12 protein-coding genes and 1 tRNA gene are annotated in these 20643 nt (G+C 33.1%); 1 reads left to right on the top strand and 12 read right to left on the bottom strand.

Going from position 1 to position 20643, the window contains the following annotated elements:
• Positions 1 to 7 precede the first annotated feature (7 nt).
• From APRE_RS03870 to APRE_RS03860, 3 genes are all read right to left on the bottom strand, one after another.
• Positions 8 to 1726: a proline--tRNA ligase gene (locus tag APRE_RS03870; RefSeq protein WP_015777679.1), complete on the bottom strand. Its 1719-nt coding sequence runs from the start codon at positions 1724 to 1726 to the stop codon at positions 8 to 10.
• Positions 1723 to 3822, bottom strand: coding sequence for a Tex-like N-terminal domain-containing protein (locus tag APRE_RS03865; RefSeq protein ID WP_015777678.1), 2100 nt, complete (start codon positions 3820 to 3822; stop codon positions 1723 to 1725). Before APRE_RS03865 ends, APRE_RS03870 begins: the two co-directional genes overlap by 4 nt.
• Positions 3823 to 3886: 64 nt before the next feature.
• On the bottom strand, positions 3887 to 5071 hold the full coding sequence (locus tag APRE_RS03860) for a hypothetical protein (RefSeq protein ID WP_015777677.1): 1185 nt from the start codon (positions 5069 to 5071) through the stop codon (positions 3887 to 3889).
• A 100-nt stretch (positions 5072 to 5171) separates the two neighbouring features.
• On the opposite strand from APRE_RS03860, the gene APRE_RS03855 reads away from it, so the two are divergent.
• Positions 5172 to 5247: transfer RNA gene (locus APRE_RS03855), tRNA-Thr, on the top strand.
• Between the two features lie 188 nt (positions 5248 to 5435).
• On the opposite strand, the gene APRE_RS03850 is transcribed toward APRE_RS03855, so the two are convergent.
• The 9 genes from APRE_RS03850 to APRE_RS03810 form a co-directional block, all read right to left on the bottom strand.
• Positions 5436 to 6743, bottom strand: coding sequence for a S41 family peptidase (locus APRE_RS03850; RefSeq protein WP_015777676.1), 1308 nt, complete (start codon positions 6741 to 6743; stop codon positions 5436 to 5438).
• Between the two features lie 439 nt (positions 6744 to 7182).
• Complete coding sequence (locus tag APRE_RS03845) at positions 7183 to 9618, bottom strand: ABC transporter permease (protein ID WP_015777675.1); 2436 nt, start codon at positions 9616 to 9618, stop codon at positions 7183 to 7185.
• Positions 9611 to 10291, bottom strand: coding sequence for an ABC transporter ATP-binding protein (locus APRE_RS03840; protein ID WP_015777674.1), 681 nt, complete (start codon positions 10289 to 10291; stop codon positions 9611 to 9613). Before APRE_RS03840 ends, APRE_RS03845 begins: the two co-directional genes overlap by 8 nt.
• A gap of 46 nt (positions 10292 to 10337) precedes the next feature.
• On the bottom strand, positions 10338 to 11198 hold the full coding sequence (locus APRE_RS03835; protein ID WP_015777673.1) for a sensor histidine kinase: 861 nt from the start codon (positions 11196 to 11198) through the stop codon (positions 10338 to 10340).
• A complete protein-coding gene (locus tag APRE_RS03830) occupies positions 11198 to 11848 on the bottom strand; it encodes a response regulator transcription factor (RefSeq protein WP_015777672.1) in 651 nt (216 codons plus the stop codon). Before APRE_RS03830 ends, APRE_RS03835 begins: the two co-directional genes overlap by 1 nt.
• 123 nt (positions 11849 to 11971) lie before the next feature.
• Positions 11972 to 12376 carry a GNAT family N-acetyltransferase gene (locus APRE_RS03825; RefSeq protein WP_015777671.1) on the bottom strand — a complete coding sequence of 135 codons (405 nt, stop codon included), beginning with the start codon at positions 12374 to 12376 and terminating at the stop codon, positions 11972 to 11974.
• 405 nt (positions 12377 to 12781) lie between these two features.
• Positions 12782 to 18889 carry an InlB B-repeat-containing protein gene (locus APRE_RS09410; RefSeq protein WP_015777670.1) on the bottom strand — a complete coding sequence of 2036 codons (6108 nt, stop codon included), beginning with the start codon at positions 18887 to 18889 and terminating at the stop codon, positions 12782 to 12784.
• 539 nt (positions 18890 to 19428) lie between these two features.
• Complete coding sequence (locus APRE_RS03815; protein ID WP_015777669.1) at positions 19429 to 19875, bottom strand: hypothetical protein; 447 nt, start codon at positions 19873 to 19875, stop codon at positions 19429 to 19431.
• Positions 19875 to 20072 carry a helix-turn-helix transcriptional regulator gene (locus tag APRE_RS03810; RefSeq protein ID WP_015777668.1) on the bottom strand — a complete coding sequence of 66 codons (198 nt, stop codon included), beginning with the start codon at positions 20070 to 20072 and terminating at the stop codon, positions 19875 to 19877. Before APRE_RS03810 ends, APRE_RS03815 begins: the two co-directional genes overlap by 1 nt.
• Between the last annotated feature and the right edge of the window lie 571 nt (positions 20073 to 20643).

Below are 20643 nucleotides of genomic sequence, written 5' to 3'. Positions count from 1 at the left end.
CCGTTTTCTATTTAAAAGATAGGTCTTTTTTGATTGAGTCTACGATTTTTTCTATAGCTTCACTTGATGAGATCTTTTCATTTTCCATATCTTTTCTTGTAGAATATTCCACTATGTCATCTGCTGCATCTTTTCCAACAGTAATTCTATATGGTATACCAATTAGGTCTCTATCGTTAAACTTAACTCCAGCTCTTTCTTTTCTATCATCTAGAATGACATCGATTCTTTCTTCCCTTAGTCTTTGATAGATTTTTTCACCAAGTTCTTTTTGCTCATCCTTGTTGATGTTTATTATAGTTACAATCGCCTCAAAAGGAGCAACTGATGTAGGCCAGACAATTCCCTTATCATCGTGATATTGCTCAACAATAGCTGAGACTGAACGAGAAATTCCTATACCATAGGATCCCATAATAAATGGTTTTTGCTTGCCATTTTCATCTAGGAAGTAAGCTTCTAAACTTTCTGAATATTTTGTCCCTAATTGGAAGATATTTCCAACTTCTATTCCTCTTGCAGCCTTAAGCATGCCCGATCCATCATAAGCCATGTCGCCTTCCTTAGCAGTAAGGAGGTCTTCTACTATTTCTCCATCAAAGTCTCTCTTAAAGTTAGCATTAATGTAGTGATAGTCGGTTTTGTTTGCTCCTACTGTTAGGTTGTTTATTTTGGTCAAGGATTCATCAATTAGGACACGGACTTCTTCTTTTAAGCCGATTGGCCCAGTATATCCTGCCTTTGCTCCTGTGATTTTTTCGATTGTTTCATCATCAAGCATTTCGATTTCATGTTCTGGCACTTTGAGATAAGAGATAAGCTTTGCCATATTAAGCTCTCTATCTCCAGGGACGAATACGAGTACTGGCTCTCCCTTTACTAGAAGGTCTACCGCCTTAGCTGAATGATGGGTGTCTTTTCCTAAAAACTCTGAAACTTCATCAATAGTTGTTTTTCCTACTGTTTCAACTAATTCTAGGTCTTTTTCATCTTCCTTGACAAAGTCCATCTTAAATCTAGCTTTTTCATCTGTTGCGGCATAATCGGAATCATCAGTATAGAGGATTACTCCTTCTCCTGTCTCTGATAGGGCGATAAACTCATGGCTCTTTTTGCCACCCATAGTTCCTGAGTCACCTTCAACGATTTTGTAATCAAGTCCCATCTTGTCAAAGGCTTCGACGTAGGCATCCCACATTTTTTGGTAGGATATTTCAAGTCCTTCAATGTCAGCGTCGAAGGAATAAGCATCCTTCATTAGGAAGTCCCTTGACCTATTGATACCAAATCTTGGTCTTTTTTCATCTCTAAACTTATCTACAATTTGGTAAATATTTAGTGGAAGTTGCTTGTAAGAATTAAGTTCATCTTTAACAAGAGCTGTGAAAGCCTCTTCTGCTGTAGGTCCTAGGCAGTACTCTCTATCGTGTCTGTCCTTGAGCTTAAACATCTCTGGACCGAAAGTTTCCCATCTTCCTGAAGCTTCCCAGATTTCTCTTGCTTGTAAGATAGAAGTTGAAACTTCGATAGAATCGTGATTTTCCATAGCTTCTCTTACAATGGCCTCTATCTTATTTATAACTTTCTTACCAAGTGGTAGGAATGAATACACTCCACTTGCTTGTTTTCTAATGAAGGCCCCTCTTGTCAAAAACTTATGACTTGCAGTTTCTGCATCAACAGGATCTTCCCTTAATGTTGGCATATAATATTTTGATAATCTCATTTTTCACCTATATCTTTCATTGATAGACCTATTCTTTCTTTCTTCCTGTCTATCTCTATTACTTTTACTTCTACAACTTGTGAATTGGTCAAAACTTCATTAGGATTTTTGATAAATTTATTTGAAATCTTTGAAACATGGACAAGACCATCGATACCGACGCCTATGTCTACGAAGGCTCCGAAGTCTGTTATGTTTCTGACCTTTCCTTTAAGTATCATACCCTCTTTTAGATCATCTATCCCCATCACTTCTTTACGAGTTAGAACTTCTGGATTATCGTCTCTAGGATCTCTTCCCGGCTTTTTAAGCTCAGAAATTATATCCTCAAGGGTCGGCACTCCTACTTCAAGTTTTTCCGCAAGACTTTCTAAATTTATACTATCAAGGTCCTCCCCTTCAAGTTTCTTGGCTATCTTGTATGATTCTGGATGGACTGCAGTATTGTCTAAAAGCTCCGGCGAGTCAGGAAATCTCAAGAAACCTGCACAAAGCTTGTAGGTCTTATCTCCCAGACCCTTTACGCTCTTTAGATCTTTCCTGTAGACAATCTTCCCTTCTTTGAAATCTTCCTCTATTCTTTTAGCAAGATTGGCATTAAGGCCTGATACGTAGCTTAATAGCTTGTAGGATGCATTGTTGATACTCACTCCAACCTCATTGACTGCATCCTCTACTACCTTTGATAGCTCTTCATCTAACTTCTTACCATCTAGATCGTGCTGATATTGGCCAATGCCTATATGTTTAGGCTCAATTTTTACAAGTTCGGCCATAGGATCTTGGAGCCTTCTTGCCATGGAAATTGCTCCCCTTATAGTTACATCAAGATCAGGGAATTCCTCTTCTCCTAGGGTTGATGCAGAATAAACAGAAGCTCCGGCCTCGTTTACTATAGCGTAACTTAGTCCATCGACTTCTTGGATAAGCTTATTTACAACAAGCTCAGTCTCTCTAGATGCTGTCGCATTACCCAGAGCGATGAGACTTACGTCATATTTTTTAACAAGCCTCTTTAAAGTTGCTATAGCTTCTTTTTCCTTCTTGTGAGGCTCTACGGGATAGATTACAGTAGAATCTAGATATTTTCCAAACTGATCTACAACCGCCACCTTACATCCTGTCCTAAAACCAGGGTCAAGGCCTATAACCGCCTGGCCCTTGATTGGTCTTTGCAAGAGATATGGCTTAAGATTCTTGCCGAAAACAGATATAGACTCATCTTCTGCACTTTCTGTAAGGAAGTTTCTCATTTCTGTTGTAATTGAAGGAAGCATCAACCTCTTGTAAGCATCATTTACAGTCTTTACTAGAAGTGATTCCTGATAAGGGTTAAAGTCCTTATCTTCCCTGAATAAGTCAGCGATAAGTTTCTTATTGTACTCATCTGTAAATTCAAGCTTTACAGTAAGAGCTTTTTCCTTCTCACCCCTATTGATAGCGAGGGTTTGGAAGGATTTCATATCCCTTAATTTCTTAGAAAAATCATAATAATTCTCATAAAGACCTGCCTCATCTTCCTTTAAGCTACATGTAAGCTTTGCCCTTAGGAAACCATCTCTTCTAATTATATTCCTAGCCGGGATACTATTAGAAATATCTTCTGCCAAAATATCCAGGGCCCTATCCAAGGCTTCCTCTTCACTTTCCAGTCCTTCTACAAGATATTTACTCGCTTCATCCAGCGCTTCTCCCTCATTTTCCGCCTTGGTAAACAAAAAGTCTAAAAGCTTGTCAAGTCCAAACTCACGAGCAATATCAGCCCTAGTCTTTCTTTTTGACTTATAGGGAGCGTAAATATCTTCAAGAATGGTAAGAGTATTAGTAGAAAGAATCTCTTCCTTAAGCTCTTCTGTAAGCTTCCCTTGAGATTCGATAGAGTTAATAATTTCTTCCTGTCTCTTCTCAATATTCCTATACTTATTGAGATTCTTCTCTATTTCCCTAATCTCAACATCAGTAAGATTTCCAGTTGCTTCCTTTCTATATCTTGCTATAAAGGCAACCGTCGAGCCTTCATCCAAAAGCTTGGTTACTGCTTCTATACCTTTTTCGCTAATTTCTAGCTGTTTCGATAAAATTTCTGTAATGTTCATAAAAATAAACTCCTATAAAAGCAAAAGATAGGACTCATCCTACCCCTTACTTTCTCGAATAACTCTAATTTCCAGTAATAAAATTAATCTTATATTTTGGGAAATTCATGCTTATAATTCTTCCACCAATATTTTGATAATCCTCCTCATCTAAATCGAAAATATTCGAAGGATCGTAAAGAACAATCTTAGATTCCTTGATATCAGCGGGTGAAACTATAAGTTCAAACTTATAGATTGACTTATCCTTGGCATACTTAATCAATATATCTATAAATCTACCATAATCGTACTCATTATTATGCCTAAACTCCAAATCAACCTTGTATTCTTTCTCCTCGATCATATTGAACTTGGCCTTCTTACTAGTATAAGAAGTAATTTCACCATTATCAATATTAGTAATCTTAATAGTCGTCTCATTAAGAGCTTCATCATCGTCACGACTTACCAAATGGATAATATCCGTATTAGAAAGTTCTCTTTCGATCTTTTCAATCTCTCTTTCCTTATTCCTAATCCTTGTAAGATCAGAACTTAAATCTTTAGCCTTTATAGGATCATCCATCTTAACCGTATGAGACTTATCTGAATCAAATCCCGTAAATATCTTCACATCATCATCGAGCTTCTTTCTCACCCTCCTATCAGCATTGACGCCTCTAGGAGCTTGGTCCTTCTCATTTAAGTATTCGTCGATATCATCAAAACTCATCTTATCCTTAACAAGTCTGATATCTTTCTCATTAAGATGCTTGTAAGTAGATAGTAGAGTCCTAAAAATCATATACAAGAATGATAAGGAAGTAAGAAGACTCTTCAAAGATCTTGGTATAATATTATTACTATCAACAATATTAATTAAGAGCATGATAATAAAAGCCAAAGCTCCTGTATATCTAAAAAATCCATTCTTCCCTGGCTTGTAATCACTTGCCTTAACCAAATTAGAAGAAGTCTTAACTAAAATCCTAACCACCTTTATAACAAAGATAATTGCTCCTAATAAATAAAATCCTGCAACAACATTATTTAAAATAGGAAAAGTCCCATATAGGTCAAAGGGTAAAGACCTAATCCCGTAATCTACAGCAAAAGTTAGGGCAAGCACAAACAAGCCGCTCTTTCTAAAGGCCTTAGAAATAATAAATAGTATTAATAAGACAAGACCAAAGATTACCGGAATCAAAGTTATTCTATTGTATGTAAATAATTCAACTATATCATTTAATATATTTGTATAATCCATAATAACTCCATACTAATAATTATATCAAAAATCCTACAAGATACAATAAAATTTTAAAATACATTTCCAAGAAAGAAAAAATATGTTATCATATATATATGCTAGAATAGCTCAATTGGTAGAGCACCGGTATCGTAAACCGTAGGTTGCAGGTTCAAGTCCTGTTTCTAGCTCCAAAAATAAAACTCATAAAACCTTGGACTACTTTATTTCTTGGTTTTATGAGTTTTTATGTACTTACAATTTACACTCGTTAAGTTTTAAATTAAATCGAATGAAATTTGTTTGTAGAACAATACATCTAGAATTTCAATGAAAGCATGTACTAACCAATATCATACTTTTAAATATAAAATGTATTAATTTAATAAATAATTGCATCTTCAATTACTGATTTGATTATATCTTGATCTATTAGATCTTTTGTTGTGTAGGTATAATTGATATCTACTCTTATGTCAGGAATAGTTTGATCCATTTCATTTATTGAACCTGACTCTGTAATACCCAAATCATTAGCAAATCTTAGAACATATCCAGTATTTGGAAGGTCTATCTGCATAGGATCAAACCCTATTCCATCTCCACCTGTTTTTGTACCAATGAGCTTTGCTAATTCTGTTTCCTTGCAAAATGATGCTAGAGTTTCTGACGAAGAATAAACTCCTTCATCTACCAGAAGATAAATATTTCCCTTATATCTGATAGAGTCTTTAGAAGGACTTATTTTAATTTTAGACTTGCTATAATATTCAAAATCCTTAATTATTGAACTTACATCATCGTTAAACACTCTGTTAGTTAAAAATTCATTTACATTCTTTTTAACGCCTTTTTGCTTGATTATTTTTCTATTGAGATCACCATTCTTGAAAAAACTATATACCGTAGTTTCATATTCTTTATCAATGATTCGAGGCAATAAGAAATCTTGCCAATATCTAGTATCTCCACCACCATTTCCTCGAATATCAATAATTAGATACGGATATGATTTTATTATACATAAGAAATCTGATAAAATTTCTCTATCATCTCCTATGAATTTTTCTCCCAACATAGAATTAATTTTTATATAGGCTAGCTTATCTTTTATTAAAATATCAGTGGTTAGATTTTGATAATCTGAATCATCTAGATTTCCTTTATCGTTCTTGATATTACTGTTTATAAATTCATTTACAGTAGAGTTACTTATGTTATATCTACTTCTAACCCTATCTTTTTCATAAATCTTAGAAATATCATATCTCCAGTCATTCTGTGGCATAGTTTTATAGCTTATGTACATGAAGATTCCATTTGTTTCTGGAACTAAATTTGTATGCGCATTATTTAAATCAGATAAAATATCATTCATTCTATTAAAAAAATCTTTATCGTTTTTAGATTTTGATATATACTTTTCATAAGATTTTTTGTTCGAAAGCCAATCTACTCCATTTTTTCTTTTATTAATCTCGAAAAAAGGATAATGAGTTTTTAATGTCTCATATACAAAATTGAAATCCTCAATATAATCTTCGCTATCTAATTCAAAATTAACTTCTTGAATATCCTTTAATCTTATTTTATCAATATCAGTTGAATTATCTTTTTTAACTATAAGATCCGTATACAAAAAGGTTACTATTATAATAAATAAATATATTAATGAACTTGGTTTCTTCATTTTATCACCTTATATCTCTATTCTGACTTATTTATAGACCTCATAACTATTCATAATCATTATATTATAATTACTCCCATGAACAAATAAAGAAATACAATTTAAACAAGTCTTACTGAATATACCAAAAATTTGTATCATATCTAAAATTAAACGGAATGTCTCCTGTTTTGTACAGATTACATTCCGCTTAAAATATTATTAAATTATTCCGTGTTTACGAGTTCAGCTCATAAAAGAGCTGTTTAGATTATCATTTTCTTGTTTAAGTCGCATTACTTATATTAGATGACCTATAGGCATTGATGTCAGTCCAGTTGGTCTTATACTGGTATAGCTTTCAAATATATCGGCTGAGCTAGGAAATTGCTAAGATAGCAAATCTAAATAGAAATAATTTTCTACTGATATTTTTATTCTTACTATCCTTTTTTCTTAATTATATTGTTCGAATTAAATCTATAGTCGGTCTGTCTAAAATTCTCTTTAAAGAAAAATGATAGATGATTAGATTAATACTATAGACGACTAGTGAAAATCCCAGGAAGCTTTTGTAGTCATAATATTTTATTAAAGTACTCATTCTTAAATCAGATGCGATTGTCGATATTATAAACATAACTCCTAAGCTCACCATAATAGAAATTATAAAGGATTTTACCTGTTCTTCAATAAATTCCTTTTGATAGATGTTCTTTAACTCATCTACATCCATTCCACAAGAGTAAAGACTACCTATTTCTTTTCTTCTGCTCATGAGACTTAAATTAATGGACGAGTAACCATTGGTGATATTTAATACAAAGATGATTGAAGCTATTCCTATTACAATTTTTATTAAATTTTTCACGTCCTTATATTCATTTATTACGATCTCCTCACCTGTTGTGATATTAAAGCGATCTTCTGGTGAGATTTTACTTCTAATCATAGCTTCTACATATTCTTTTACATCTTTGGTATCAGAATCTTTTACCTTCATATTTAAAGTATAGGCATAGTTTGTATATTTCTCATCACCTGCTTCTTCCATAAGTTTAAAATAAGTGTCAAAATCTGTATAAACTTTTACATCAAAAGGCATTGTTCTCGACTTATATTTCCCCAAATCTGTTATTATCTTTGAAATTTTAATAGTCTTATTATAATCATTTTCAAAGTTAATATCTAAACTCTGCGGATTTTCAAAATATGGAATTCTCTTTGCCTTAGCTATTGGAATAGAAGAATCTTCTTGAATTGTATTATAGAGGACAAATTCACCCTTCTCTCCTCCAAGTTCTTTTAAGTCTTTTTCTTCCAAGGCGATGATAAATCCATCCATACCCTCTGCCTTATATTTTTCTATATTCTTTTTCGCTTCCTCGTCTAAACCTGCCGCCTTTGCTTCCTTTGAGAATTCGTTAGTGTTTTTCACTTGAACATATTTATCTTTTGAAATATAAGACTTCTCGTTAGGAATTTTATCTACAATTTCTTTTAATATTTTTGAGACTTGGTTATTTTCGCTAAAATAATCAACGGAAAAATTATAGCCATTATCGTAACGAGAAAAATCTCTGTAGTATGTTGAGATGCCTATGATGATTATAAACACTGAAATTATAATTATCCCTATTGCGGAAATATATCTCTGTGATTTTATTGAAGCTAAGTTGTTGAGTTTTAATTCCTTCCAAAAATCTTTGGCTCTTTTCTTCTTTGATTTTGAAAAATCTATATTTCCTCTTATGCCGTCTATAATATTTATTTTAGAAATCTTTTTTGCAGGGGATTGAATGGCTAATGCTACAATCACAAAGGAAACTACAAGTATTGCTAAACTTAATAATGGATTAAATTTTATAACTTCAAAGGCACTTACTCCTTCACCTATTGTTATGTTTTTATACAAACAATATATAAATAAAAATCCTGCAATGTGTCCTAAAAGTATTGGAATTGCAGTTATAATAAGTCCTTCCTTTAGTAGTAATAGATATATTTGTCCATTGGTAGATCCTATAGACTTGTAAATGGAAAGCTCCCTAATTTTTCTTAGCCCCCAAACCCAAAAAATGTTTTTTATAAAAAACACAAAGATTGCTACACATCCAAGAACTGATAGAACAAGAACAGCCTGGCTCATTATATCTTGTAAGGGTTCGTTTTCTACTCCATAATAGTTTATAAGACTTTCAGAAAATTCTAAAGTAACTTTTTTGCCCAAAGTCTGATTGATTTCTGCTTGAATTTTATCTCTATTTTTGTAAGCTTCTTCAAATGAATTAAACTTTATAAATGTTCTGAAAGTGGTCATTTTATTTTGTAGTCCTAGAGCAAAACTTAGTTTACTGTACTTGTTGTAGACATCTCCATAAACACCAACTAAAGTAAAACTCTTAGAACCTTGGCTCTCAAATTTTTCTCTGCCAGTATTTGCACTTGTGACACCTATCTCTTCGCCATTTAGAAACCTTTTGCCTAAATCAAGTTCTACACGATCGCCTATTTTAAGACTATTTTTCTTTACTAGGCTTTCAGATAGTACAATTTCGTCTTCCTTTGTTGCAAATCTGCCTTTAATAAGTCTTGAATACTCTCTCATCTTATTGATTGCTTCGTCTTGATAGTTTATAACGACTAAATCGTCAGCAAGTTTTCCATTATCAGGATTAAGAGACATTTTTCCGACCAAATCTATATCTTCAATGGACTTTAGTTTTTCAACATCTTCATTTGAAAGTTCTTCTTTAATCTCTCCATGATAAAAGCTTGAAGCCATGTAATAACCATAGTTAGCCCTCAAACTTCTGTATCCATAATAAAAAATTACAGTGAAAAACAGACTTACAATAAATAAGGAAATAAAAATGGGAAAATTCTTCTTATTCATTTTTTTCATCTCCTATTATTCTCCCATCTACTATGGTTACAATTCGATCTGCTTCTAAAGCGATTTTTTCGTCATGGGTGATTAAAATAATCGTCTGTTTTATGGTTCTATTGAAATATTTAAAGATTTCTATAATTTCCTTGGAGTTTTTTCTATCCAAGTTTCCAGTCGGTTCATCTGCCAATATGATAGATGGATTGTAGATAAGGCTTCTCGCTATGGCAACTCTCTGCTGCTGACCTCCTGATAATTCACTTGGGAAAGAGTCAAGTTTACTTTCTATACCCAGTTTTTTTACTATATCTGAAAATTCATATTGATTTATTTTTCTTTTATCTAGTTTTAATGGAAGTTCTATATTATGACGAACTGTTAAATTTGGTATCAAATTATAAAACTGATAAATTAGTCCAACTTTTCTTCTTCTAAAGTATGCTAATTCTTTTGAAGAATACTTTGAGATGTCGTTTCCCTCTATGTAAACTTTTCCAGAATTTGGGCTATCCACTCCTCCTATAATATGTAAAAGAGTTGATTTACCAGACCCACTAGGGCCTACAATGGCTACAAATTCTCCTCTTTCTATTGTGAGGTCAACCCCATCTAAGGCAATGACCTTGGAATTACCTTGGCCATATTCTTTTCTTAAATTTTCTACTTTTAAAATTTCCATACTTGCCTCCTTAATTTAAGGTAAGTATATAAAAGTAAAGTGATTTTTAGGTGACATTATAAAATTTTATTTCAAATCTTGCTCCATCATCTGTATTTGAAACGTATATGTCCCCATTGTTTTTTTCTACAATTGTCTTTGTCATGGCAAGTCCAATTCCAAAACCATTTGAGTCGGGGGTTTTATAAAAGCGCTTAAAGATTTTTTTAATATTTTCTTTTTCAATTCCTCCGCCATTGTCTTCAATGATTAGACTTGTGTATAAGGGATTTTTTTCAGATGAAATTATGATTTTATCACAACATTTTCTATTATCTGCATTTTTAAGAATATTTATAAGAGCTTCTGCCAACCAATAAAAATCTCCATTTATGATATTTTCTTTTAAGTCCTTCTTCTTTTCTACCTTCATGGATTTCCTTAAATTCAAACTATCCAAGGCATATTCTACTAATTCATCCAAACGAATTTCCTCATTTTTCATAAGATCTTTGTTTGCATCAAGACTTGATAGTTTAAGTAAAATATCTGATAGAGAATTTAATCTGATAGTTTGCCTTTTTAAAATCTCTATATCTTCATTATCTGGAAAGTCCATCTCCAAATTTTCTATGGAAAAAAGCATAGATGTGATAGGAGTTTTGATTTGATGGGCGATATCTTCTAAATATTCAATTTGCTTTTCACTGTTTTTAGTGGTCGTCTCTTTGGCTTCTACTATTTCTATAAAAAGTTTGTAAATCTTATCTTCTAAAATCGAAAAATCGTCTTGCTTCATAGGAATTTTATAATTTTGATTTTTCATGTTTTCTATCAGGCCTATAAGCTCATTTATTCTATTTTTCTTCCTTGATTCTAATAAATAATAAAGTAGTCCCAAACTTATTATCCAAAATACATATACCATTAATCCATCCTATAACCAATTCCTCTAACAGTAGAAATAACTTCCCTATCGAGCTTTTCTCTGATTCTCTTAATAGTTGATGTAAGAGTATTGTCATTTACAAACTTATCCCTGTCTTCCCAAAACATTTCTAAGAGCTGGCCTCTTGTATAAACTCGATGAGGATTTTTAATAAATAAGACTAGGATTTCATATTCAAGTGGAGTTAGGTCTATTTGTTTACCTTTGAAATAAACTTTTGATTCTTTTAAATCTATTTTGATATCCTTATAAGTAATTATTTTTTCTTGACTTAGAGCTATTGTCCTTAAGACTGCATCAATTCTTGCTCTTAATATGGCAAGAGAAAATGGTTTAGTTAAGTAATCATCTGCACCTTGATCAAGGGCTTTAACTATAAAATCTTCATCATTTTTTACTGTCGTAACAATAACTCTTATGTTCTTATCTTTTAGTCTTTCTATCAAATATTGACCATCTTTATCTGGTAGATTTATGTCAAGTAGTGCCACATCCGTGTCTACATTCATCTTATAGTCGGCTTCGTAAAAAGATGATGCAAGCTCTACCTCATAAGAATTTTTAACTAAATACTTTTTAATTTGTAAGGCGATTTCTTCATTATCCTCTATAATCAAAATCTTTCTCATAATAATCCTTTCATCCTATTGATATATTCACAATATACTCTATTTTTATTATACCTATGAAAAAATCCACAACATAAAACACCTACTAATGTAGGTGCTTATTAATTTTGTCTTATTTATTTTTTACAATAGTCTCATAAAACCACAGCATCCTACTTCCGATAATTCTTTAAAGCCTAGGGATTTATAAAAGCCTATAGTTTTTGGATCGATATCTGTTACCAACTCTATTTGTCTAACTTCCGGATATAAATCAATCATAGCCCTAAGTAGGGACTTTCCTACCCCCTTTCTCTGTTCATTAGGCATGACTAAAATATCTTGGATAAATACTATTGTTAATCCATCACCTACTGCACGAATTATTCCTATCAGCTCATCGTCCCTAAAGGCAGCTAATACCTTCAGAGAATTTTTGTATCCTTTCATTAACCTTGTCATATTATCAGTATAAGCCTTCCATCCAACAGCATCATATAGGCTCTTAATTTCATCCATATTAAATTCCGTATATTCCTCAATCTTCATCCTTTTCTCCTTTGATCAAACTTTAAAATATATTTTACTTTTTCTTTCTTACTTATTGAATAGAGACCTTACAATAGTATGAAAAAGTCCTTAAGACTTCACTAGCTGGATACTTCTTAAACAAGGCGAAATCAAGATTAATAAATTTGGCAAAGGAATTTTACAATAAACACATAGGCTATTCAAAACAAAATCAAATAATAATTTATGATGCTTTAGCAGATATTTCTGGCACGTTTTTTAAAAAGTACAAAAGCTCAAATATTTATGAGTTTAAGAACGAATGCAAAGTATTATTTATAAGCTAATATATATTTTGTCATTAAAAACTGACCTCCTAAGTCAATCCTAGATTTAACTTTTAGAGGCCAGTTCATTTCATCACTTTTTACTTAATGAAGTTTATTATTTTTTTCTTTTTTTGATCGCAAATAGACCTGCAATAGCTGCTGATAAAATACCTCCTATTTGTCCTATAGGTTCTACCCCTGTTTGAACATTTTCTTTTACTTTATTTGTTCTTGGTACTTTAACTTTAGTATTATCTAAAGGATTTTCTTTGTTCCCTTCGGTTTTTTTACTATTGTCTTTGTCAGTTGCTTTTGCTTTATTTTCTCCATCACTTGGCTTTGTACCAGGCCTTGGACTTTCTGAGTCCTTACCTGGAGTAGCTCCAGGGTTTGGTTTATCTTTACCATCTTCAGGTTTTTTATCTGGATTTTCTGAATCTCCAACTTCTCCTGGTTTTCCTGGATTTGGTTTGTCACCGCCTTGGTCTGGATTTGTTCCTGGGTTTGGATTATCTCCGCCTTGGTCTGGAGTTGTGCCTGGATTTGGTTTATCTACACCTTGGTCCGGAGTTGTGCCAGGTTTTGGATTGTCTCCGCCTTGGTCTGGATTTGTTCCTGGGTTTGGATTGTCTCCGCCTTGGTCTGGGTCGGTGCCTGGATTATCTGGATTTCCTCCTTCATCTGGCTTACCGGGATCTGTTGTTACATTTTCCCAAACAGCTGTTACTGTTGTGTCTTTATCTACTGTGATTTCATCACCTGCTGCGTATTCTTTATCACCTATTTTCCATGCTTTGAATTTTTTGTTTGCTGGAGCTTTGAATCCATTGGATGATAGAATATATTTTGAACCTTTTTCAAGTTTTGCTACATCCATTGTGCCTGATCCTTCTCCTGGTTCATAGCTTACTTGAACTTCTTCTTTGGCTGGTGGGGTGGTTTCTATATCTTCCCAAACAGCTGTTACTGTTGTGTCTTTATCTACTGTGATTTCGTCACCTACAGCGTATTCTGTATCGCCAATTTTCCAGCCTTTGAATTTTTTCTTATCTGGTGCTTCGAATCCATTGGCTGATAGAATATATTTTGAACCTTTTTCAAGTTTTGTCCCATCCATTGTGCCTGAACCTTCTCCTGGTTCATAGCTTACTTGAACGTCTTCTTTGACTGGTGGGGTGGTTTCTATATCTTCCCAAACAGCTGTTACCGTTGTATCTTTATCTACTGTGATTTCATCACCTGCTGCGTATTCTGTATTGCCAATTTTCCAGCCTTTGAATTTTTTCTTATCTGGTGCTTCAAATCCATTGGTTAATAAAATGTATTTTGAACCTTTATTCAGTTCTTTTCCTTCCATGCTTCCACTTCCACCATTACCCTCGTAGATAACTTTTACTTTTTCTGTAACTGGTGGAGCTTCGGGTGTTTTATCTTTCCAGATAGCTGTGATTACAGTGTCTTTATCTACAGTGATTTCTGAGTTTGGAGATAATTTTTCTCCATTTACTTCCCATATATCGAATTCTTTATTTTCTGGAGCTGTAAAGCCATTAGCTAAGAGTTTGTAGGTTGAACCTTTTTTAAGTTCAGCCCCTGTCATTATTCCAGATCCACCATTAGCATCATAGCTTACTTTGAATGTTTCTGTAGCTGGTGGAGTTTCAGGCTCATCGCCTTTCCAAACTGCTGTTAGGATTACATTTCCTGTGATGTCGATTTCACTTCCTGCAGTCTTAAGGTCTGTATCATCTCCTACTTTCCACCCGGCAAATTCTTTGCCTTTTTCTGCTGTAAATGCTGGATCTGGTAGAGTGTATTTTCCTTTTGGCACTGTTTCATCTGGCATTGTACCTGTTGCACCAGTTTCTGTTTTGAAACTTACTGTGTAATTTTCTACTGGTGGGGTCTCAGGTGTTTTGTCTTTCCAGATTGCTGTTACGGTTATGTCTTCGTTTACTGTTATTTCTGCATCAGGTTTGTATTCTGTTTCACCTATTTTCCAACCGGCAAATTCTTTGTTTGTTGGAGCAGTAAATCCGTTTGCTGATAGTTTGTATGGTGAGCCTTTTACTATTTCGGCTCCGTCCATACTTCCTGAACCACCGTTTGCATCATATTTTACGGTTACTTTGATGTCTTTCCAGATTGCTGTTACGGTTGTGTCTTCGTTTACTGTTATTTCTGCATTTGGTTCGTATTCTGTTTCACCTATTTTCCAACCGGCAAATTCTTTGTTTGTTGGAGCGGTAAATCTGTTTGCTGATAGTTTGTATGGTGAGCCTTTTACTATTTCGGCTCCGTCCATACTTCCTGAACCACCGTTTGCATCATATTTTACGGTTACTTTGATGTCTTTCCAGATTGCTGTTACGGTTGTGTCTTCGTTTACTGTTATTTCTGCATTTGGTTCGTATTCTGTTTCACCTATTTTCCAACCGGCAAATTCTTTGTTTGTTGGAGCGGTAAATCTGTTTGCTGATAGTTTGTATGGTGAGCCTTTTACTATTTCGGCTCCGTCCATACTTCCTGAACCACCGTTTGCATCATATTTTACGGTTACTTTGATGTCTTTCCAGATTGCTGTTACGGTTGTGTCTTCGTTTACTGTTATTTCTGCATTTGGTTCGTATTCTGTTTCACCTATTTTCCAACTGGCAAATTCTTTGTTTGTTGGAGCGGTAAATCCGTTTGCTGATAGTTTGTATGGTGAGCCTTTTACTATTTCGGCTCCGTCCATACTTCCTGAACCACCGTTTGCATCATATTTTACGGTTACTTTGATGTCTTTCCAGATTGCTGTTACGGTTGTGTCTTCGTTTACTGTTATTTCTGCATTTGGTTCGTATTCTGTTTCACCTATTTTCCAACCGGCAAATTCTTTGTTTGTTGGAGCAGTAAATCCGTTTGCTGATAGTTTGTATGGTGAGCCTTTTACTATTTCGGCTCCGTCCATACTTCCTGAACCACCGTTTGCATCATATTTTACGGTTACTTTGATGTCTTTCCATGTGGCAATTAGGGTTACATTTCCTGAGATTTTATCTATTTTTTCTCCAGCTTTTTTTAGTCCATCTTGGCCTTCAATTTTCCAGCCTGCGAATTCTTTATTCTTATCTGGTGTAAATGTAGGTGCTGGGATTTTGAATTCACTGCCTTTTGTGACAGTTTCGTCTTTCATTGAGCCGGTAGCACCTTTTTCTGTTTGGAATGTTACTTTAAATTCTATTGGCTTCCAGATGGCTTTTATTACTTTGTCGCCATCTACTGTTACTTCATCGCCTGGTTTATTGATTCCTGGTCCATCACCTATCATCCATCCTGAGAATTCTTGGTTTTCATTTGGTGGGTTGAAAGTACTTTTTTCTGGTAATTTATATTTTTCACCGGTTTTCTTTATAGTAACCTTATCATCACCCTCACCACCATTTGGTACAAGAGTAAACTTGTAGGTTTTTGTGGCTGTGGATGTGAAAACATTGTTTTCTGAGCTTGCTACAAAGTTTGTACCATTTTTACTGTCTTTCCATACTGGATCAGTATAGGTATCTTGTGTAGTAACATTTATAGAATCTACAACTGATGTATTGATACTTGGGAGCTTATATTCTTTTAGGTTTGTTCCTGGTTTAACCTTGTATTTTGAATAAGAAACAGGATTATCTTTATTTCCTTCTATTGCTCCACCACTGGTATTATCTACCTTTGTGCCTTCGCCTAGTTTGAATTCTACTTCTAGGGCATCAGAAGGTGTCTTATCTCTTTTTGCACTAGTAACATGGTTACTCACGTATAGGTATTGATTGTCTACTATTAATTCTGATCCATCATCAAATTTGAGAGAAACTTTACCAACAAAATCTCCTTCTTTTTCAGTATTTCTTTTTTTATCGGTTGCATCAGTTATTGTTGCACCCTCTAAAAGTTTATTTATACTATCTTTGTTTTCATCTTTTTTAACTTTTATACCTTTTGACCAATCAATATCTTCTCCAACCCATTTTCTGATTTCTACTGGGTCAAGACCTCCTAGTTCTGTGACTTGATCGGCTTTGGTTTTTGTCACCTTCAATTCTGATTCTTTTGAGTTTTGCTTATCAGAATTATCAACATATTCCCCATTGTCTTGAACAAAAGCTTTTACTAAAGTCTCATTTTTTATCTTACTTTTATCTATTGTTATAAGACCTGTTTTTGTATCAATATTAGCAAATTCGCTACCTTCTGAGATTGTCCATGTTTTATTTTCTAAATCTTGTTTAGCTATGATTTTCTTTTCTTTGTCATCTGTTCCTGTGTAGGTTACTGTGTGCTCGATTATATCTGTGTCAGCTGGGTTGCTTAAAGGATTAACTGTGATTTGTTTTTTATCGTCAGTTTCTTCTATTGTTGGAGCAACTGGTCCAATGTTTTTTACCAAATCTTTGGCTTGGATTGTTATTTTTGCTTCAGCTCCATCATTTAACTTATATGAGCCATCTTCATTTTTTTCTGGAACAAATTTATAATCATTGTTCGGATCCCAAGTACCTGCTACATCATTACCACTAAATATTTTGACATTGCCGCTGTCATCAATTTGTATAACTGCCGGTACTCCATCCCAGTCGCCAGTTCCGTTTGGTAATTTAGATTCGCCATTTACTGTGTATGCTTTTCTTATAGCAGCATCAATTGCTTTTTTGTCATCAGCAGTTAATTTTCTAGGGTCTTTAACTTCTGTCTTTTCAGGTATTGCTGGTTTTACAGTTGTTTTAGAACAAGATATAAATTTATGGGGTTCTTTTACAAAAACTCCAACTATTTGGTCGAGATCTAAAGTTTTTCCTTTTTCTAAAGCAAAGGAAAAAGTTCCATCTTTTTGTACAGCTACCTCTATAGGGTCAGATGAGTCTTTGTCAATTTTACATCCTTTGTCAGTACAAAAGTCTCCTGATTTCTCCTTATTAATATTAAGGACTAATTGTACCTTTATGCCATCAAAAGGTCCCTCTCCTGCTAGCTTTCCCTTAATTACATTGTCTACAATTGTAATACTTTCAATCTCAGGTGTTCTTGAGGTTTCTGTAACTTGTTTTATTTTTAAATTTGTAGCTTCAATTTTGCCTGATGTCGAACCATCAGTATAAGTTACTTCATAATAAGCATGGTCAGTACTATCAATAGAAAATTCAACAGATTTAATATCTCCAGCTATTTCAGTGTTTGCATCTTTCAACATTTGAACAGCTTCTGCTTTTTCATCTTTATTAACTATATTGGATGAAGTTTGTTCTATCCAAACTTCTCCACTTGGCATTGTAAGAGTAACTGTAGATGCCTTAGATGGTTGAGCATTTGCATTTACCTCTGGTGACTTATCTTCACCTATTTGTTGGTAGACTATTACCGTATCGCCTTTTGCAACATTAACACCTTCAGGTAAATCTACCTTCCATGTTGTTCCACTTTTAGGTGTGACAGTAAGATTGGCTTTTTCAGTCCCGCTACTATCCTTTAAGCTTACATGGACTGTTGCTATTACAATCTTTTTATTAACTCTAGCTTTAGCTAGATTGGCTCCTGAAATGCTTGTTGCGTCATATAACACAGGATTGATTGTAGGTTTTTTTACACTTACCACCCTTACTTCCCCTGGAGCTTTTTGGGTAGGGGTATTTTTTATGATAGCTTCCTCTATTAGACGGGCCTTAGCTTCTTCATAGTTTACTGAAGGATCAGCCTTGGCTTTTCTAAGTTCAGCCTTTAATTCTTCTACCATTTTGTCATTAAAGAAATAGTCGTTTTCTAGTGAATTTGCTCTATCTCTGATGGCTTGAATTTCATCAGCTGTTAGCAATTCTTCAACTTTATTTTCTAAATTGCTATCAGCCTTTTCTTCTTTTATAATATCTTCTTCCTTATTTTGACCATCTAGATTTTGGTCTGATAGATTTTCTTCGCTCTCAACTTTGCTATCAGTCTGATCATTTAAAGGTGTGATATCTTCATTTTCTTCTTGAACATAATCATCTTCGTTATTCAAAACTTCATTTTTATCTTGGGCTTGTTGACTTGTTGAGATTGGCTCTTCTTCAACAGCTTTAACTGTTGGCATGAACATCATAAATCCAAGCATACAAGATACAAGACCAACGGATAGTTTTCTAGTAGCATAAATAGGTTTTCTTTCTTTATCTAAAACCTTCTCTTCAAATGTGACTCTTATTTTTTTATACTTTTTCATACTTATCCCATTCTTTCTTTTAATATATAAGATACTCTTTGCTATAATGATACCCCAGATTTTAGCTTTCTAAAGTGTTATTACATTATTTATACAAATTCAACATATTAATTTCAGTAAAAATATAAATGCTTATTTTTCGTTTAGATATTTCTATTATAAATAATTCCTTATTAAAATAGTATAAAGAAATTTCTTAATAGGGCTAATAAGTCTACATGACTCGAGTTGCAATATTGATAAATTTTCATACTCTTAAAAGCCTTGTATAAGGGAATATATTAATTAACTTTTTCCTTAATCCTATCTACTTTCATAAATTTGCGTGTTATATTAGTAAGGTTGAGTTAATCTAAGCTTTCAGCAAGAAGTCTCACTCATGAATATACTGCCTTAATTTTTATGAAAATAAATTATTTGACATTCCTGTATGATCTTATCTCTCAAATAAAAAAGACGATGAAGATATCCTCTCCCCGTCTTTAGTTTTGTTCGTAGACTTAGCTCTTCCCTTGTAGGTTAATATGGTATTTAAAATATTATATCTTCTTTATCCAATAGAGTTTAAGTAATAAACTAAGTATTATTAGAAAAATTCCAGTGATTACAAGCGTATAAAAAATAACCATATTAAAGTAACTAGCTAAAATAGAAATCACAAATATTCCGAGTGCTATTTTTCCTATTAAATTATATCCTGCTTTTAGTTTTATAAAATTTTTTCTTTCATCATGTTCATCAATGTATAATTTTCTTAGAATTTTATCGTCTTTTAAAGCTTTCCTGATTCTAAACACCCAGAAAACACAAATTATTTCTATTCCTAATGTTAAGCCATTAATAAATCCTAATGCTGAATCATTGATCCTAGCCTGATCCTTTAATAAAAAATTTCCTATTCCCCAAAATATCAGTGCTAAACTTATGTAAGATTTATATAATCTTTCCCTTTTATTCAATACTTCATTATAATTTTCTAAATTCATTATTCCCCCTCCAGGTCAAATACATCTTCAATCTTTAAGTTAAAATATTTAGCTATCTTGTAGGCTAATGGCAAAGACGCTATGTATTTTTCGGTTTCTATAGATGTAATAGTTTGCCTTGTCACCCCTACAATATCAGCAAGCTCAGCTTGGGATAATTTATTTTCTTTTCTTAATTCAGCTATCTTTGTCTTCAATTAACCACCTTCTATATATATAGATATATACTTTTCACTATAAGTATAGTTCACTTTGCATTTATTGTCAAGTATACTTTTCATAGCTTTTTAAGAAATCATTCCTAATTGTAATTAATTAGAATTTAAAGAAAAAAACACCTAGAAAACAGGTGCTCTAATGAGAATTTTGCTTAATTTTTTTGTATTTTATTTGTATATAAATAATTTATCTATAGTACTTTCAAGAGCATCAGCCAATTTGAAGGCTAACTCTAATGATGGATCGTATTCTTGTTCTCAATAGCATTTACAGTTTGCCTGCTAACTCCACAAATATCAGCCAATTATTGTTGGAGCAAGTCTCTTTCATTTCTTAATTCTTTTATATGTTTTTTATATTTTAACTATATTTTTTTAATATTAATTTGATAAGAATGGTGCAGACCAATTAAATTACCAGAAATATCTATAGTAAAGTTAAAGCAATTGGTTGATTAGTTTTTTAAATTTTTATGAAAATCATACTGACCTCCAATATCAAATTCTCTTGACATTATTATATAGGTAGTCAAGTTCTCAGTTAAATGTT

The sequence above is a fragment of the Anaerococcus prevotii DSM 20548 genome (genome assembly GCF_000024105.1).
Lineage (GTDB): Bacteria > Bacillota > Clostridia > Tissierellales > Peptoniphilaceae > Anaerococcus > Anaerococcus prevotii.
This window is presented reverse-complemented; position numbering and strand designations above follow the sequence as displayed.